General features: G+C 60.6%; 13 protein-coding genes and 1 tRNA gene. 8 read left to right on the top strand and 6 right to left on the bottom strand.

Annotated features, from left to right (window positions below; all coding sequences use genetic code 11):
* Window position 1: 1 nt before the first annotated feature.
* The 6 genes from HY028_05785 to mutS form a co-directional block, all read right to left on the bottom strand.
* Complete coding sequence (locus tag HY028_05785) at window positions 2-472, bottom strand: peroxiredoxin (GenBank protein MBI3344349.1); 471 nt, start codon at window positions 470-472, stop codon at window positions 2-4.
* Window positions 473-583: 111 nt separating this feature from the next.
* Window positions 584-1,570 carry a peptidylprolyl isomerase gene (locus HY028_05790; GenBank protein ID MBI3344350.1) on the bottom strand — a complete coding sequence of 329 codons (987 nt, stop codon included), beginning with the start codon at window positions 1,568-1,570 and terminating at the stop codon, window positions 584-586.
* A 33-nt stretch (window positions 1,571-1,603) separates the two neighbouring features.
* Entirely contained in the window at window positions 1,604-1,879 is a 276-nt protein-coding gene (locus HY028_05795; GenBank protein MBI3344351.1) for a BolA family transcriptional regulator, read from the bottom strand.
* The gene (locus HY028_05800; protein ID MBI3344352.1) at window positions 1,879-2,178 is read right to left on the bottom strand and encodes a YciI family protein; all 300 of its coding nucleotides are present in this window, start codon (window positions 2,176-2,178) and stop codon (window positions 1,879-1,881) included. Before HY028_05800 ends, HY028_05795 begins: the two co-directional genes overlap by 1 nt.
* Window positions 2,178-2,753 (bottom strand): septation protein A, encoded by a 576-nt coding sequence (locus tag HY028_05805; GenBank protein ID MBI3344353.1) that lies wholly within the window; start codon window positions 2,751-2,753, stop codon window positions 2,178-2,180. The genes HY028_05800 and HY028_05805 overlap by 1 nt, the downstream gene beginning before the upstream one ends.
* A 197-nt stretch (window positions 2,754-2,950) precedes the next feature.
* Window positions 2,951-5,530, bottom strand: coding sequence for a DNA mismatch repair protein MutS (gene mutS / locus HY028_05810; protein ID MBI3344354.1), 2,580 nt, complete (start codon window positions 5,528-5,530; stop codon window positions 2,951-2,953).
* Between the two features lie 114 nt (window positions 5,531-5,644).
* On the opposite strand from mutS, the gene HY028_05815 reads away from it, so the two are divergent.
* The 8 genes from HY028_05815 to pnp all read left to right on the top strand — a co-directional run bounded on the left by HY028_05815 (window position 5,645) and on the right by pnp (window position 14,293).
* Window positions 5,645-5,721, top strand: a tRNA-Met gene (locus HY028_05815).
* A 63-nt stretch (window positions 5,722-5,784) separates the two neighbouring features.
* Window positions 5,785-6,276: a ribosome maturation factor RimP gene (gene rimP, locus HY028_05820; protein ID MBI3344355.1), complete on the top strand. Its 492-nt coding sequence runs from the start codon at window positions 5,785-5,787 to the stop codon at window positions 6,274-6,276.
* A 92-nt stretch (window positions 6,277-6,368) separates the two neighbouring features.
* Entirely contained in the window at window positions 6,369-7,871 is a 1,503-nt protein-coding gene (gene nusA, locus HY028_05825; GenBank protein MBI3344356.1) for a transcription termination/antitermination protein NusA, read from the top strand.
* Between the two features lie 20 nt (window positions 7,872-7,891).
* Window positions 7,892-10,384 (top strand): translation initiation factor IF-2, encoded by a 2,493-nt coding sequence (gene infB / locus HY028_05830; protein MBI3344357.1) that lies wholly within the window; start codon window positions 7,892-7,894, stop codon window positions 10,382-10,384.
* A gap of 100 nt (window positions 10,385-10,484) precedes the next feature.
* Window positions 10,485-10,859, top strand: a complete 375-nt coding sequence (gene rbfA / locus HY028_05835) for a 30S ribosome-binding factor RbfA (protein MBI3344358.1) — start codon at window positions 10,485-10,487, stop codon at window positions 10,857-10,859.
* Window positions 10,852-11,760 (top strand): tRNA pseudouridine(55) synthase TruB, encoded by a 909-nt coding sequence (truB, locus tag HY028_05840; protein ID MBI3344359.1) that lies wholly within the window; start codon window positions 10,852-10,854, stop codon window positions 11,758-11,760. Before rbfA ends, truB begins: the two co-directional genes overlap by 8 nt.
* Window positions 11,761-11,860: 100 nt before the next feature.
* Window positions 11,861-12,130 carry a 30S ribosomal protein S15 gene (rpsO, locus tag HY028_05845; protein MBI3344360.1) on the top strand — a complete coding sequence of 90 codons (270 nt, stop codon included), beginning with the start codon at window positions 11,861-11,863 and terminating at the stop codon, window positions 12,128-12,130.
* A 60-nt stretch (window positions 12,131-12,190) separates the two neighbouring features.
* On the top strand, window positions 12,191-14,293 hold the full coding sequence (gene pnp, locus HY028_05850; GenBank protein MBI3344361.1) for a polyribonucleotide nucleotidyltransferase: 2,103 nt from the start codon (window positions 12,191-12,193) through the stop codon (window positions 14,291-14,293).
* Window positions 14,294-14,490: the final 197 nt, after the last annotated feature.

Raw genomic sequence — 14,490 nt, forward strand, 5'->3', positions numbered from 1 at the left:
ATTATCCTAAACTCCGCACCGCCTCCAGCACTTCATCCACATGGCCATCCACTTTGACCTTGCGCCATTCCTTGCGCAGCACGCCCTTTTTATCAATCAAAAAAGTGCTGCGTTCCACGCCCATCACTTCTTTGCCATACATGTTTTTCGGCTTGATGACATCAAACATCCGGCAGACCTTTTCGTCTTCGTCCGCTAACAGGTCGAAGTTAAAGGCCTCTTGCTGCTTGAAAGATTCATGAGATTTGACGCTGTCGCGGGAGACACCCAGCACCACCGTATCGAGCTTGGCGAACTTGGACTGCTCGTCACGAAAGTTCTGCCCTTCCAGGGTGCAGCCGGGCGTTTTGTCCTTCGGATAAAAATACAGCACGACATTTTTACCCTTGAGATCGGCGAGGCCGACGGTCTTGCCGCCGGTGGCGGGCAGTTTGAAGTCGGGGACGGGTTTGCCGAGGGCGATTTTAGTCATGGGACTCCTCCATGATGGTAGCGTGTCGTGTAAATAGGGGTGGAAAAATTCTATCCTATATCAGCACGAATAAAACAGGCCGTCCCTGGCCTGTTCCGGAGGTACCGAAGACTACTTCTTGGCGGGCTCTGCGGCAGGTTGCGGCGCTGGCGTTGAGTCCGGTGCGGCAGCAGGAGCAGGCGCCGGGGTTACGGCCGGGGCAGCCGCCGGAGCAGGTGCGGCAGGCGCCGGTGCGGCGGCCAGCTTGATCTCCACCTTGGCCTTGGCCTTCAGACCTTCCAGATAGTCCTTGATCTGCTTATTGCGCATCACACCGCGCACGTTTTCCTTGACCTTGTCGAACTCGGGCGGCGCGACATCGCGGCTGTCTTCCGCCAGAATCACATGCCAGCCGAACTGCGACTGAACAGGGGTCTTGCTATAAGTGCCTTTTTCCATGCTGGTGACCGCATCGGCGAAGGGTTTGACCATCTGACGCGGATCGAACCAGCCCAGATCGCCGCCGTTCTGCCCGGAGCCGGTGTCTATGGATTTCTCCTTGGCGATCTTGGCGAAATCACCACCCTTGTCGAGCTCCGCGATGATGGCCTTGGCCTCGTCCTCGGTCTTTACCAGCACGTGCTTGGCCTTGTATTCCTTGGTTTTCACATTCCCCATGTGCGATTCGTATTCCTTCTTCATCGCCTCATCGGTGATGGGGCTGGACTCGATGTGCTGGCGGATGGCCATGTTGGCGAGGATGTTGCGCTTCTGGTTTTCAAGCTCGGCGACGATCTCGGGCTTTTTGTCCAGGCCCTTGGCCAGGGCGTCCTGGTAAATGACCTCGCGGCTGATCAGTTCGTCCAGTGCGGCCTTGGTGTCATCGGGTCCGGCGTCCGGGCGTGAGGCATTGCGTTGCTTGGTGTAGGCGTCTAAGGCGTCTTTGCCGATGGCCGTGCCGTTGACCACGGCCACGGGTTCACCGGCTGCGGCTGCGCTCGTCTTCTCTGCGCCGCCGGTGGTGGGTTTGCCACCCTGGTCTGGGGATTTATTGCAGCCAGTGAGGGCGGCAAGGCCGACGACTGCTGCGAGCAGCAGGGTATTTTTAAGTTTAAACATACTCTATGTCCTTTAATGTGGGTAATGTAGGGGCTAGGTTGATAATTCTTCAGGGGTGAGGGCCTTGATGGTCAGGGCGTGTATATCGGTCTGCATCGCTGAACCCAACGCATCATATACCATCCGGTGGCGCTGGAGCAGCCCCTTGCCGTTAAAAACGTTGGACACAATGACGAGCTTGAAGTGCCCGCCGCCGCTCCGCGCGCCCGCGTGACCGGCGTGTTTGTGGCTTTCGTCGAGGATTTCCAACTGCTCCGGGGCAAGTACGGCCAGGCGCTCGCGGATCATATCGGCGCGCCCCGCCGCCATCATGGCAGCACCTTCTTGAAGGGTTTGACCGTGACGCGCTGATATACCCCCGAACTGAGATAGGGGTCCGCGTTGGCCCAGTCCTGTGCGTCCCGCAGCGATGCAAACTCCGCCACCACCAGGCTGCCGCTGAAACCGGCAGGGCCGGGGTCTTCGCTGTCTATCGCCGGGTGAGGCCCGGCCAACAACAGCCGCCCTTCATCACGCAACCGGGTGAGGCGTTGCAGATGGCCGGATCGCGCCGCCATGCGCCTTTCCAGACTGTTTGGGACGTCTTCCCCCAAAATGGCGTAGAACATCAACGCTCGCCTTCGGACGTGTCGTCGGGCTTGATATGCCGCGAAAGATAAAAGGCCTGGATGATGACAAACACGAAGGTGATCGCCATCAGGCCGAACACCTTGAAGTTGACCCAGATGTTGCGGCGCGTCTCCGCGTCCTGGTCAAGCGCATAGTAAAAGGCCACATACAGGTTAAGCGCGCCGAGTATGACAAAAAGGATACCCCAGCTCAGATTGTAGCGGTGCCAGAGGCGCTGCGGCAACGTCATCTGTGCGCCCAACAACTTCTGAATCACGGTCTCGCGCCCCACAAAGTGGCTGGCGAGGACCACCGCCGCGAGCACCCAATAGAGAATGGTGGGCTTCCATTTGATGAAGGTCTCGTCATGCAATATCAGGGTGAGACCGCCGAAGACGGCAATGACGGCGAGGGTAATGAGATGCATGCGCTCGAAACGCCGGTGTTTAAGCCAAAACAGACCGACTTGCAGAAAGGAGGCCGCAATCGCCACCGCCGTCGCCACGTAGATGACGTAGTACTTAAAGGCGATAAAGAACAGCAGCAGCGGAAACAGGTCGAAAAAGATTTTCATCGTTTGGCGGGGAGAGGTGGCTCGCAGTGTAAATAATACATTGTGACATGAGTGTGGTGTTGGGGCTAGGGGTTTAACCCAAGGTAAGGCGTGAGGCGTGAGGCGTGAGGCGTAAAGCTGATTTTCCTCACCCCTCACTCCTCACCCCTCACTCCTCACCCCTCACCCCTCACCCCTCACTCCTCACTCCTCACTCCTCACTCCTCACTCCTCACGTTTAAGAGACCCTTAAGCCGGTAAAGAGTTTCCAGGGCTTCCTTGGGGCTCATCTCATCCGGCCGCAGTGCGGCGGCCGCTTCCAGCAGCGGATGGATAGGCGCGGGAGGAAAGAGATCGCGCTGCACGCCGATACTATGAGGAAGATGCTGGGATTCGAGCTGTCTCAGCCGCTGTTTGGCTTGGGTGATCACGACGCGCGGCACGCCGGCCAGCGCGGCGACTTGCAGTCCGTAACTCTGATTGGCGGGGCCTTCCTTGACGGCGTGCAAAAACACGATGCCCTCGCCGTGCTCGACGGCGTCGAGGTGCACGTTGGCCACGCCTTCGATCTCCTCGGGCAGGCTGGTCAACTCGAAGTAATGCGTGGCAAACAAGGTGTAGGCGCGCGCCTCGCGGGCGATATGCGCCGCGCAGGCCCAGGCGAGCGCGAGACCGTCGAAGGTGCTGGTGCCGCGCCCGATCTCATCCATCAACACCAGGCTGTGCGCAGTCGCATTGTGCAGGATGCTCGCGGTCTCGGTCATCTCCACCATAAAAGTGGACCGCCCGCCGGCGAGATCATCCGCGGCGCCGATGCGTGTGAAGATGCGGTCCACCGGGCCGATCACGGCGCGCCGCGCGGGCACGTAACTGCCGATGTGGGCAAGCAGCACGATGAGCGCGGTCTGGCGCATGTAGGTGGATTTGCCGCCCATGTTCGGGCCGGTGATGATGAGCATGCGGCGCGCGTCATCGAGTAGCAAATCATTGGGCGTGAAGGGGACGTCCAGGGCCTGCTCGACCACCGGGTGGCGGCCGCCTTCGATGCACAGGCCCGGCGTGTCCGTGATAGTGGGGGCGCTCCAATTCAGAGTTTCGGCGCGCTCGGCAAGATTGGCCAGCACATCCAGTTCCGCCAACGCCGCTGCAGTGGTTTGCAATCCGGCCAGCTCGGCGTTGAGTTTATCCAGCAGTTCTTCGTAGAGCCCCTTTTCGCGCGCCAGCGCCCGTTCGTTCGCGCTCAGCACTTTATCTTCAAACTGCTTCAGTTCCGGCGTGATGTAACGCTCCGCGCCCTTCAGGGTCTGGCGGCGCTGGTAGTCGGCGGGTACATGCTCGGATTGGGCGCGCGTCACCTCGATGTAATAACCGTGCACGCGGTTGTAACTCACCTTGAGGGCGCCGATGCCGCTACGCGCGCGTTCGCGCTGCTCCAGATCGAGCAAATACTGCCCCGCGTTTTCGCGCAGGGTGCGTAGCTCGTCGAGTCCGGCGTCGTAACCTTGCGCGATGACGCCGCCGTCGCGGATCAGCATCGGCGGCGTCTCGATAAGGGCGCGCGCCAGGAGATCATGTATCTCCGGATACGGCGTGATGTCTTGCGCCAGCGCCGCCGCATTGTGTATGTGTAATGCGCTCAGTACATCAGGCAACGCCGCCAAACCGGCGCGCAGTTGCACGAGATCACGCGGCCGCGCGCTGCGCAGCGCCACCCGCGCCAGGATGCGCTCCATGTCACCGATTCTGCGAAGCTGATCGTGCAGCGTTAGCGCGAGACGCCGCTCAATTAGAATGCCAATGGCATCCAGGCGTTGACTTAGTATCGTGCGATCACGCAACGGGCGCTGTATCCAGCGCCGCAGCAAGCGGCCGCCCATCGCGGTCGCGGTACGGTCCACTACACCGGCTAGGGTGTGCTCCTGTGCACCGGCAAGGTTGGTTTCGAGTTCCAGATTGCGGCGGCTCGCGGCATCCAGTATCAGACCCTCCTCACGCCGTTCGACACTGAGGGCGCGGATGTGGGGCAGAGGGCTGCGTTGCGTGTCGCGGGCATAGTTCAAGAGACAGCCCGCCGCGCCTACCGCCACCGGCAAATCCTCGCCGCCGAAGCCCTTGAGGTCGCGGGTGCCGAACTGCGCGCACAACCCGCGCAGCGCGCTGTCGGTATCAAACTGCCATGGCGCGAGAGGGTGCACACCGCGCCGCTCTTTCACAAAGGGATAACGCGCCAGCGCATCGCCGATGAGCAGCTCGGCGGGATTGAGCCGCGCAAGCTCACCGGCCAGCGCCTCGGCGCCGGATGTCTCCAGCAGGCTGAAGCGCCCGCTGCTGATGTCCAGCGCGGCGATGCCGAACAGCGGTTCGCCTCCGCCAGAGGGCTCCTCGTTCACGGCCACTAATAAATTGTCACGGCGCTCCTCCAGCAAGGCCTCGTCGCTGATCGTGCCGGGGGTGACGATGCGCACCACCTTGCGCTCCACCGGCCCCTTGGCCTTGGCGGGGTCGCCTATTTGTTCACAGATCGCAACCGAGACGCCCTGCCTGACCAGTCTGGCGAGATAGGGTTCGACCGCATGCACCGGCACCCCCGCCATCGGGATAGGCTGATCGCCCGACTGGCCGCGCGCAGTGAGGGTGATGTCCAACAGCGCCGCCGCCTTGCGTGCGTCGTCGAAGAACAACTCGTAAAAATCCCCCATCCGGTAGAATAACAACTGCTCCGGGTGCTCGGCCTTGATGCGCAGATACTGCTGCATCACGGGGGTATTCTGGGGAGGGGATGGGAGTGTCTGTGTCATGCGGGCAGTGTAGCGAACTCGGTGCGCCGCTCACAGGTTTTTACGCGAAACCCCGCTTTAAGCGCCTGTTGGGCTTGAAAAACAGGCTGTAAGTTACTATACTTGTCAGTCTATTGCGGGGTGGAGCAGTCTGGCAGCTCGTCGGGCTCATAACCCGAAGGTCGCAGGTTCAAATCCTGCCCCCGCTACCAAAGAATAACGTAGTTAAGGAAGTGGGCCTCGTGCCCACTTTTTGTTTCTAGGGTTGGTGGACGGTGCCTAAGAGGGATTTACAACTCGAGCAGTTGATAGAGCCCGCGGTGCGGGCTTTAGGCTTTGAGCTGGTGGGCGTGGAGTATATGCCGCAGGGCCGGCACTCGCTGCTGCGGATATATATAGACAGCCCGCACGGCATCGGCCTGGAGGATTGCGAAAAGGTCAGCCACCAGGTGAGCGGGGTGCTGGATGTGGAGGACCCGATTCATGGTCATTACGACCTGGAGGTGTCCTCGCCGGGGCTGGACCGGCCGCTGTTCAGTCCCGAGCATTTTGTGAAGTACGCGGGCAGTACGGTAAAGATCCGGCTGCAAACGCCGATCGCCGGCCAGCGTAACTTTACAGGCGTGTTGCAAGGTATGCGCGGTACGGATGTGGTGATTGTTGAAAATGGCGTGGAACGTGTATTGCCCCACGCCGCTATTGCCAAGGCGCATGTGGCGCCTGAATTTAAAACTAGGGAAAAGATACAAGAGAAAAGATACAAGTGAATCAAGCTGATGGAGCAGTAATTCAGCTTTTGCTTTACTTGTATCTTGTATCTTGTACCTTTCCCCTTGTATCTGTCTTTATAAGGTGATGTATGAATAAAGAGATATTACTGGTGGTTGACGCCGTCTCCAACGAGAAGGGCGTGGCGAAGGCTATTATTTTCGAGGCCATCGAGGCTGCGCTGGCGACGGCCACCAAGAAGCGTCATCTGGGCGAGGAGATTGAGGTCCGGGTGAGCATCAATCGCGAGACGGGTGAATACCAGACCTTCCGTCAGTGGCTGGTCGTGCCCAATGACGCGGAGGAGTTTAACCCCAGCACCCAGATCAAACTCATGGATGCGGAAGACGTTCACCCGGGCATAGCGCTCGGCATGTTCATCGAAGAACCGATGGAGTCGGTGAGCTTCGGGCGCATCGCGGCGCAAACCGCGCGCCAGGTCATCGTGCAGAAGGTGCGCGACGCGGAGCGCGCCCAGGTGGTCGAGGCGTACAAGGAGCGTCGGGGTCAGCTCGTCACCGGCGTGGTCAAGCGGGTGGAGCGCGGCAGCGTCATACTCGATCTCGGCAGCAATGCAGAGGCCCTTATCGGCAAGGACGACATGATCCCGCGTGAGCCGGCGCGGCCGGGCGACCGGATACGCGGCTATCTGCGCGAGGTGCGTTCCGAGGCGCGTGGACCGCAGTTGTTTGTGAGCCGCACGGCGCCGGAACTGCTGATCGAACTGTTCAAGCTGGAAGTGCCGGAGGTGGGCGAGGGCCTGATCGAGATCATGGGCGCGGCGCGCGATCCGGGCCTGCGCGCCAAGATCGGGGTGAGATCGAAGGAACCGCGCATAGACCCGGTCGGGGCATGCGTCGGCATGCGCGGCTCACGGGTGCAGGCGGTATCGAGCGAACTTGCGGGCGAGCGCGTGGACATCATTCTGTGGGATGAAAACCCGGCCCAGTACGTGATTAACGCCATGTCCCCCGCCGAGGTCAAATCCATCGTGGTGGACGAAGAGGCTCACAGCATGGACGTGGCGGTGGCCGAAGACCAACTGTCGCAAGCCATCGGCCGCGGCGGCCAGAATGTACGGCTGGCGAGCCAGCTTACCGGCTGGGAACTGAACGTCATGACCGAATCCCAGGCCGATGAAAAGAGCGAGGCCGAGGCGGAGTCTTTGCAGGCCATGTTCCGCGCTCAACTCGATGTGGACGAGGACGTCGCCGCGATCCTGGTGCAGGAAGGTTTTTCCAGCATCGAGGAGGTGGCCTACGTCCCGGTGCAGGAAATGCTGGCCGTCGAGGAATTCGACGAGCAACTGGTCGAGGAGCTGCGCAATCGCGCCAAGGATGTGCTGATCACCCGCGCGATCGCCACGGAGGAAAGGACGGGCACGCCCGAGCTGGCGGCCGACCTCCTCGAAATGGAAGGGATGGACGAGCCGCTTGCGCACACACTGGCGAGCCACGGTATCATAACGATGGAAGATCTGGCCGAACAGTCGGTGGATGATCTGGCGGAGATCGCCGGCCTCGACAGCGAGCGCGCCGGTAAACTCATCATGACGGCGCGTGCGCCGTGGTTTGCCAACGAACAGAAACACTAAAGCCGCCTAGAGTTAATTGAATGCCTGATGTCACTGTAAAACAATTCGCCGATGTCGTCGGCATCCCGGTTGAGCACCTGCTCACCCAACTGGGTGAAGCGGGCCTGACCGTCAAGAGCGCCGACGAGACGATCAATGACAACGAGAAGCTCAAGTTGCTGAGTTATCTGCGCCGCAGTCATGGCGAGGGCGACACCCTGGGCGCGACCGAGCCGCGCAAGATCACCCTCAAGCGCAAGACGGTCAGCGCCTTGAAGCAGACCGGTGCGCAAGGCAAGACGGCTAAATTGGTGAACGTGGAGGTGCGCAAGAAGCGCACCTATGTCAAGCGCAGCGTCGTGCTGGCCGAGGAACAGGAACGCGCCGAGCAACTGAGCGTGGAGCGCGAAGCCGTCGAGCAAGAGGGCGTCAAGCTCAAACAGGAACAAGAGGAAAAATTACGGGCCGAGGCTGCCCGGATCGAGGAGGAGACGCGGCTCAAGGCCGAGCAGGAGGCCAAGCTCAAGGCGGAACAGCAAGAGAGGCCTAAGAAAGAGTCTCCCGGCGCCGCTGCGGCAAAGGAATCCGCCAAGCCCGCCCCCGAGGCCGAGAAGAAACCCAAATGGCGCGCCGACAAGGGCGAGCGGGATACCAAATACGGCCGCGAGGAATTACACGTCGCGACCGACATGGCGAGCCGCCGCAAAAAGAAAACCAAGTTCCGGGGCGCCGCCGTCGCGTCGCCGACCCGTCACGGCTTTGAGAGACCCACTGCGCCCATCGTGCGCGAGGTAGGCATCCCCGAGACTATCACCGTGGCGGAGTTGGCGCAGCGGATGTCGGTCAAGGCGGCCGAGGTCATCAAGGTCATGATGAAGATGGGCAGCATGGTGACCATCAACCAGGTGCTGGATCAGGACACCGCCGCGGTCGTGGTCGAAGAAATGGGACATACCCCCAAACTGCTGAAGGAAAACGCCCTGGAGATGGATCTGGGCCTGACAGGAGAGATCAGCGGAGAGAGAATTTCCCGCGCCCCGGTGGTCACCATCATGGGACACGTGGATCACGGTAAGACCTCGCTGCTGGACTATATCCGCCGCACCAAGGTGGCGACCGGCGAGGCGGGCGGTATCACCCAGCACATCGGCGCCTACCACGTGGAGACGCCGAAAGGCATGATCACCTTCCTCGATACGCCGGGCCACGCCGCGTTCACCGCCATGCGCGCGCGCGGCGCCAAGATCACCGACATTGTGGTGCTGGTGGTGGCTGCCGATGACGGCGTGATGCCGCAGACCATCGAGGCCATTCAACACGCCAAGGCCGCCAACGTCCCGATCGTAGTCGCGGTCAACAAGATAGACAAGCCCGAGGCCGATCCGGATCGCGTCAAGCAAGAATTGGTCAAACAGGAGGTCGTGCCCGATGATTGGGGCGGCGATACGATCTTCGCCAGCGTCTCGGCCAAGACCGGCGCGGGCGTGGATGCCTTACTCGATTCCATTCTGGTGCAGGCCGAGGTGTTGGAACTGGCCGCCGTCAAAGACTGCCTCGCCTCCGGCGTGGTGATCGAGTCCAGCCTCGACAAAGGCCGTGGGCCGGTCGCGACCGTGCTGGTTCAGAACGGCACCTTGCGCAAGGGCGACATCTTGTTGGCGGGTTCGGAATACGGCCGGGTGCGCGCATTGCTTGACGAAACCGGCAAATCGCTTACCGAAGCCACGCCCTCCATGCCGGTGATGGTGCTGGGACTGGCCGGCACGCCCAACGCCGGCGACGAAGTGGTGGTGGTCGCCGACGAGCGCAAGGCCCGCGAGATCGCCCTGTTCCGCCAGGGCAAGTTCCGCGACGTAAAACTCGCACGCCAGCAGTCGGCCACGCTCGAGGATGTCTTCTCGCGCATGGAGGAAGGTAAGATCAGCACCCTCAACCTCCTCATCAAGGCCGACGTGCAGGGCTCGGTCGAGGCGCTCAGCGAGGCGTTGCAGAAGCTCTCTACCGATGAGGTCAAGGTGCGCATCATCGCCAGCGGCGTGGGAGGAATCAACGAGTCGGACATCCACCTTGCAGTGGCCTCCGGCGCCATCGTGATCGGGTTTAACACCCGCGCGGACGCCACCGCGCGCCGCCTGGTCGCCGAGGAAGGCGTGGACCTGCGCTACTACAGCGTCATTTACAACGTCATTGACGAGGTGCGCGCCGCCATGACCGGCATGCTCGCCCCCGAGTTCAAGGAACAGATCATCGGCCTGGCTGCCGTGCGCGACGTGTTCAAATCATCCAAGCTCGGTGCGATCGCCGGCTGCATCGTGGTGGAAGGCGCGGTGCGCCGCAACAACCCGATCCGGGTGCTGCGCGACAACGTGGTGGTGTATGAAGGCGAACTCGAGTCGCTGCGCCGCTTCAAGGACGATGTCAGCGAAGTGCGCGCCGGGACGGAGTGCGGTATAGGTGTGAAAAACTACAACGATGTGAAGGTCGGCGATCAGATCGAAGTGTACGAGCGCGTGCAGGTGGTTCGTAAATTATAGGGGAAAGATACAAGATACAAGATACAAGAAAAACCAAATCATAACGCCAAAGAGAGGGGTTCTACTTGTATCTTGTATCTTTCCTCTTGTATCTGCCTCTATGAAAGAATTCAACCGCACCCAACGCATGGGCGATCAGATACAGCGCGAGTTGGCGCAACTGATCCAGCAGCAGATCGCCGATCCGCGGCTGGGGATGGTCACTGTCTCCGCGGTGGAGGTATCGCGCGACCTGGCCCATGCCAAGGTGTTCATCTCGGTGCTGGACGAGCAGCATGACGCGCAGGCCAGTCTCGATGTGCTGAACAAGGCGGCGGGTTACCTGCGCCATGAACTCGCGAAGCGCACCAAGATGCGGGTCACGCCCCGGTTGCGTTTTGTCTACGACCCCACCTTGAAATACGGTTCCCGGCTCTCTACCCTGATTGATACCGCGGTCAGTGAAGACCGTACACATAAAACCAGCGATGAGTAAGGTATACAAAGACATCCACGGCATCGTCCTGCTGGATAAGCCGGTGGGACTCAGCTCAAACGCCGCCTTGCAGACCGTCAAGCGTCTCTATCAGGCGCGCAAGGCCGGACACACGGGCAGCCTCGACCCGCTGGCCAGCGGCATGTTGCCGATCTGCCTGGGCGAGGCCACCAAGTTCGCCGGTTTTTTGCTGGACACGGATAAACGCTATCGCACGGTGTGCCGGTTGGGCGTCGCCACAACCACCGGTGACGCCGAGGGCGAGGTCATCGCCGTAAAACCGGTTGCCGGCTTCACGAGGGAGAAGGTGGAAGAGGTGCTGTCACGGTTTACGGGGCCGCTGTCGCAGATCCCGCCGATGTATTCCGCCCTCAAACAGGCCGGACAACCCCTTTATCGTCTCGCCCGGCGCGGCCTGAGTGTGGAACGCACACCCCGTGAGGTGGTGATCCACAGCCTGAAACTGCTGCGCTACGAGAACGACGAGATCGAACTGGAGGTGTCCTGCTCCAAGGGCACGTACATCCGCACCCTGGCCGAGGATATAGGCGCGGTGCTGGGCTGCGGGGCCCATGTCGCCGCCTTGCGCAGACTGTCCGTCGGCGGCTTCAGCGAAGGTCAAATGCACAGCCTGAAGGATTTGCAGTGTATGGCCGCAGAAGGCGCCGATGTGCTGGAGCAGGCGTTGTTGCCCATGCAGTGTGTGTTGCAACACTGGCCGGAGGTTAGCCTTACAGACGATGCGGCCTACTATCTGGGCCAAGGCCAGGCGGTGCGCGTCGCCGAGGCGCCGCTGGATGGCTGGGTCAAACTCTATTCGCGGCAGGGCTTTTTAGGTATAGGCCAGGTGCTTGCGGACGGCAGGGTGGCGCCCAAGCGGCTCATCACTCTTGCGGTTTAGCCGCTTACTTGAGATGCGGCCGTTATTTGTCTTTCAATTCAGGGCCGTTTTTTTTATAATATGCTATTAAATTCGAGATGATGAGAGTCAGGAGTTAACTATGCCACTGAACAGCGAACAAAAAGGGCTTGTAGCGAAGGAATACCAGCGTGCGCCGAGAGATACCGGTTCACCCGAGGTTCAAGTTGCACTGTTGTCCGCGCAGATTGACCATCTATCCGGCCATTTCAAGGTGCACGCCCACGATCACCATTCCCGGCAGGGCCTGTTGCGCATGGTCAGCCAACGCCGCAAGCTTCTGGATTATTTAAAGAAGAAGAACATCGAAAAATACCGTGAACTCATCACTCGACTCGGGTTGCGCAAATAACTCCGTCCCAGACATGTTCTCCCTCCGTTTTATCCGAATTCAGCACGTAAGGAACACGCAGTGAACCCCATTAAAAAGAGTTTTCAGTACGGTGACCATACTGTCACCATCGAAACAGGCGAAATTGCCCGGCAGGCCTCCGGGTCGGTCATGATCAGCATGGGCGACACCGTGGTTATGGTCACCGCCGTAGGTATCAGGGAAGCGGAAGCGGGCCGCGATTTTTTCCCGCTCACGGTCAATTATCAGGAACGCACCTACGCGGCGGGCAAGATCCCCGGCGGCTTCTTCAAGCGCGAAGGCCGGCCCAGCGAGAAAGAGACGCTGACCTCGCGTCTGATAGATCGCCCCATCCGCCCGCTGTTCCCCAAGGGTTTCACCAACGAAGTTCAGATCATCGCCACCGTCGTCTCGCTGGATAAGGAAATTGATCCCGATGTCCCCGCCATGCTCGGCGCCTCCGCCGCCCTGGCGATTTCCGGCATGCCCTTCATGGGGCCGATCGGCGCGGCGCGGGTCGGTTACCGCGACGGTGAATACGTGCTCAATCCTACCTTCAGCCAATTGGCAAAGTCGGACCTCGACCTGGTCGTCGCCGGCACCCAGAACGCCGTATTGATGGTCGAGTCCGAGGCCAAGCAATTGCCTGAAGAGGTCATGCTCGGCGCCGTGATGTTCGGCCACCAGCAGATGCAGACGGCGATCAACGCCATCCGCGAATTGGCCGCGCAGGCCGGAGTAAAGTCATGGGATTGGAAGCCTGCGGCCAAGGACGATAGTCTGCATCAAGCCATAGAAGCCGCCGGCCATGCGCTGATTGCCGAGGCGTATCAGGTCCGCGAGAAGCAGGCGCGTCAAAACCGGCTGGCCCAGATCCGCACCGAGCTTGCCGCCAAGCTCGCCGGCGATGCTGCCGCCGACTGGAACGAGGAGGCGGTCGGTCACGCCATTGAAAAGCTGGAAAGCAAGGTGGTGCGCGAACAGATCATCGAGGGCAAGCCGCGCATAGACGGCCGCGACACGCGCTCCATACGCCCCATCCGCATCCGCGCCGGCGTATTGCCGCGCACCCACGGCTCCGCCTTGTTTACCCGTGGCGAGACTCAGGCGCTGGTGGTTGCGACCCTGGGCACCGGACGCGACGCGCAGTTGATAGACGCGATAGAGGGCGAACGCAAGGAACCCTTCATGCTCCATTACAACTTCCCGCCTTCCTGTGTCGGCGAAACCGGCATGGTCGGCAGCCCCAAGCGCCGCGAGATCGGTCACGGCCGCCTGGCCAAGCGCGGCCTGATCGCAGTGATGCCCAATATGGACCAGTTTCCCTATGTGATCCGCGTGGTCTCCGAGATCACCGAGTCCAACGGCTCCAGCTCGATGGCGAGCGTGTGCGGCTCCAGCCTCGCGCTGATGGACGCCGGTGTGCCGATCAAGGCCCCGGTGGCGGGCATTGCGATGGGCCTCATCAAAGAGGGCAGCCGCTTTGCGGTGTTGTCCGACATCTTGGGTGACGAGGATCATCTCGGTGACATGGATTTCAAGGTGGCCGGTTCCGCACAAGGCGTCACCGCGCTGCAAATGGACATCAAGATTGACGGCATTACCGAGGAGATCATGGCCGCCGCCCTGGCGCAGGCCAAGGAAGGGCGCTTGCACATCCTCGGCGAGATGAATAAAGTGCTCACCGAGCCGCGCAAGGAGATGTCCGACTACGCGCCGCGCATCGTCACCTTCAAGATCCATCCCGACAAGATCCGCGATGTGATCGGCAAGGGCGGCATCACCATCCGCGCCCTTACCGAGGAGACGGGCGCCACCATAGATATATCCGATGACGGTACGGTCAAGATCGCCTCGGTGGACAACGCCGCGAGCCTGGAGGCCCGCCGCCGCATCGAACAGATCACCGCCGATGTCGAGGTGGACAAGATCTACGTGGGTCGCGTCGCCAAGCTCATGGACTTCGGCGCCTTCGTCACCATCCTCCCCGGCCGAGACGGCCTGGTGCACATCTCGCAGATCTCCGAGGAGCGCGTCGAGAACGTCGGCGACAAGCTCAAGGAAGGCGAAATGGTCAAGGTCAAGGTACTGGAAATTGACAAGCAGGGCCGCATCCGCCTCAGCATGAAGGCGGTGGAGCAGGTCGTGCGAGTTTCTTCCTAAGCTTTGCTAAAACTCGCGCAAAGACGCTGGGCGTCTTTGCGTGGGGTTTTTCCCCCTCTTAAGAGCATATCCATAAATAGTTCCCCTGCGTCCCTTGCGGTGAAAAAGCTTCACCGCGGAGGACGCGGAGGAGAAACAAATCCTTCTTGATTTCTCTGCGCCCTCTGCGGTAAATTATTTATGGATAAGTTCTAAAT

Source organism: Gammaproteobacteria bacterium (genome assembly GCA_016195665.1).
Classification (GTDB): domain Bacteria; phylum Pseudomonadota; class Gammaproteobacteria; order SURF-13; family SURF-13; genus JACPZD01.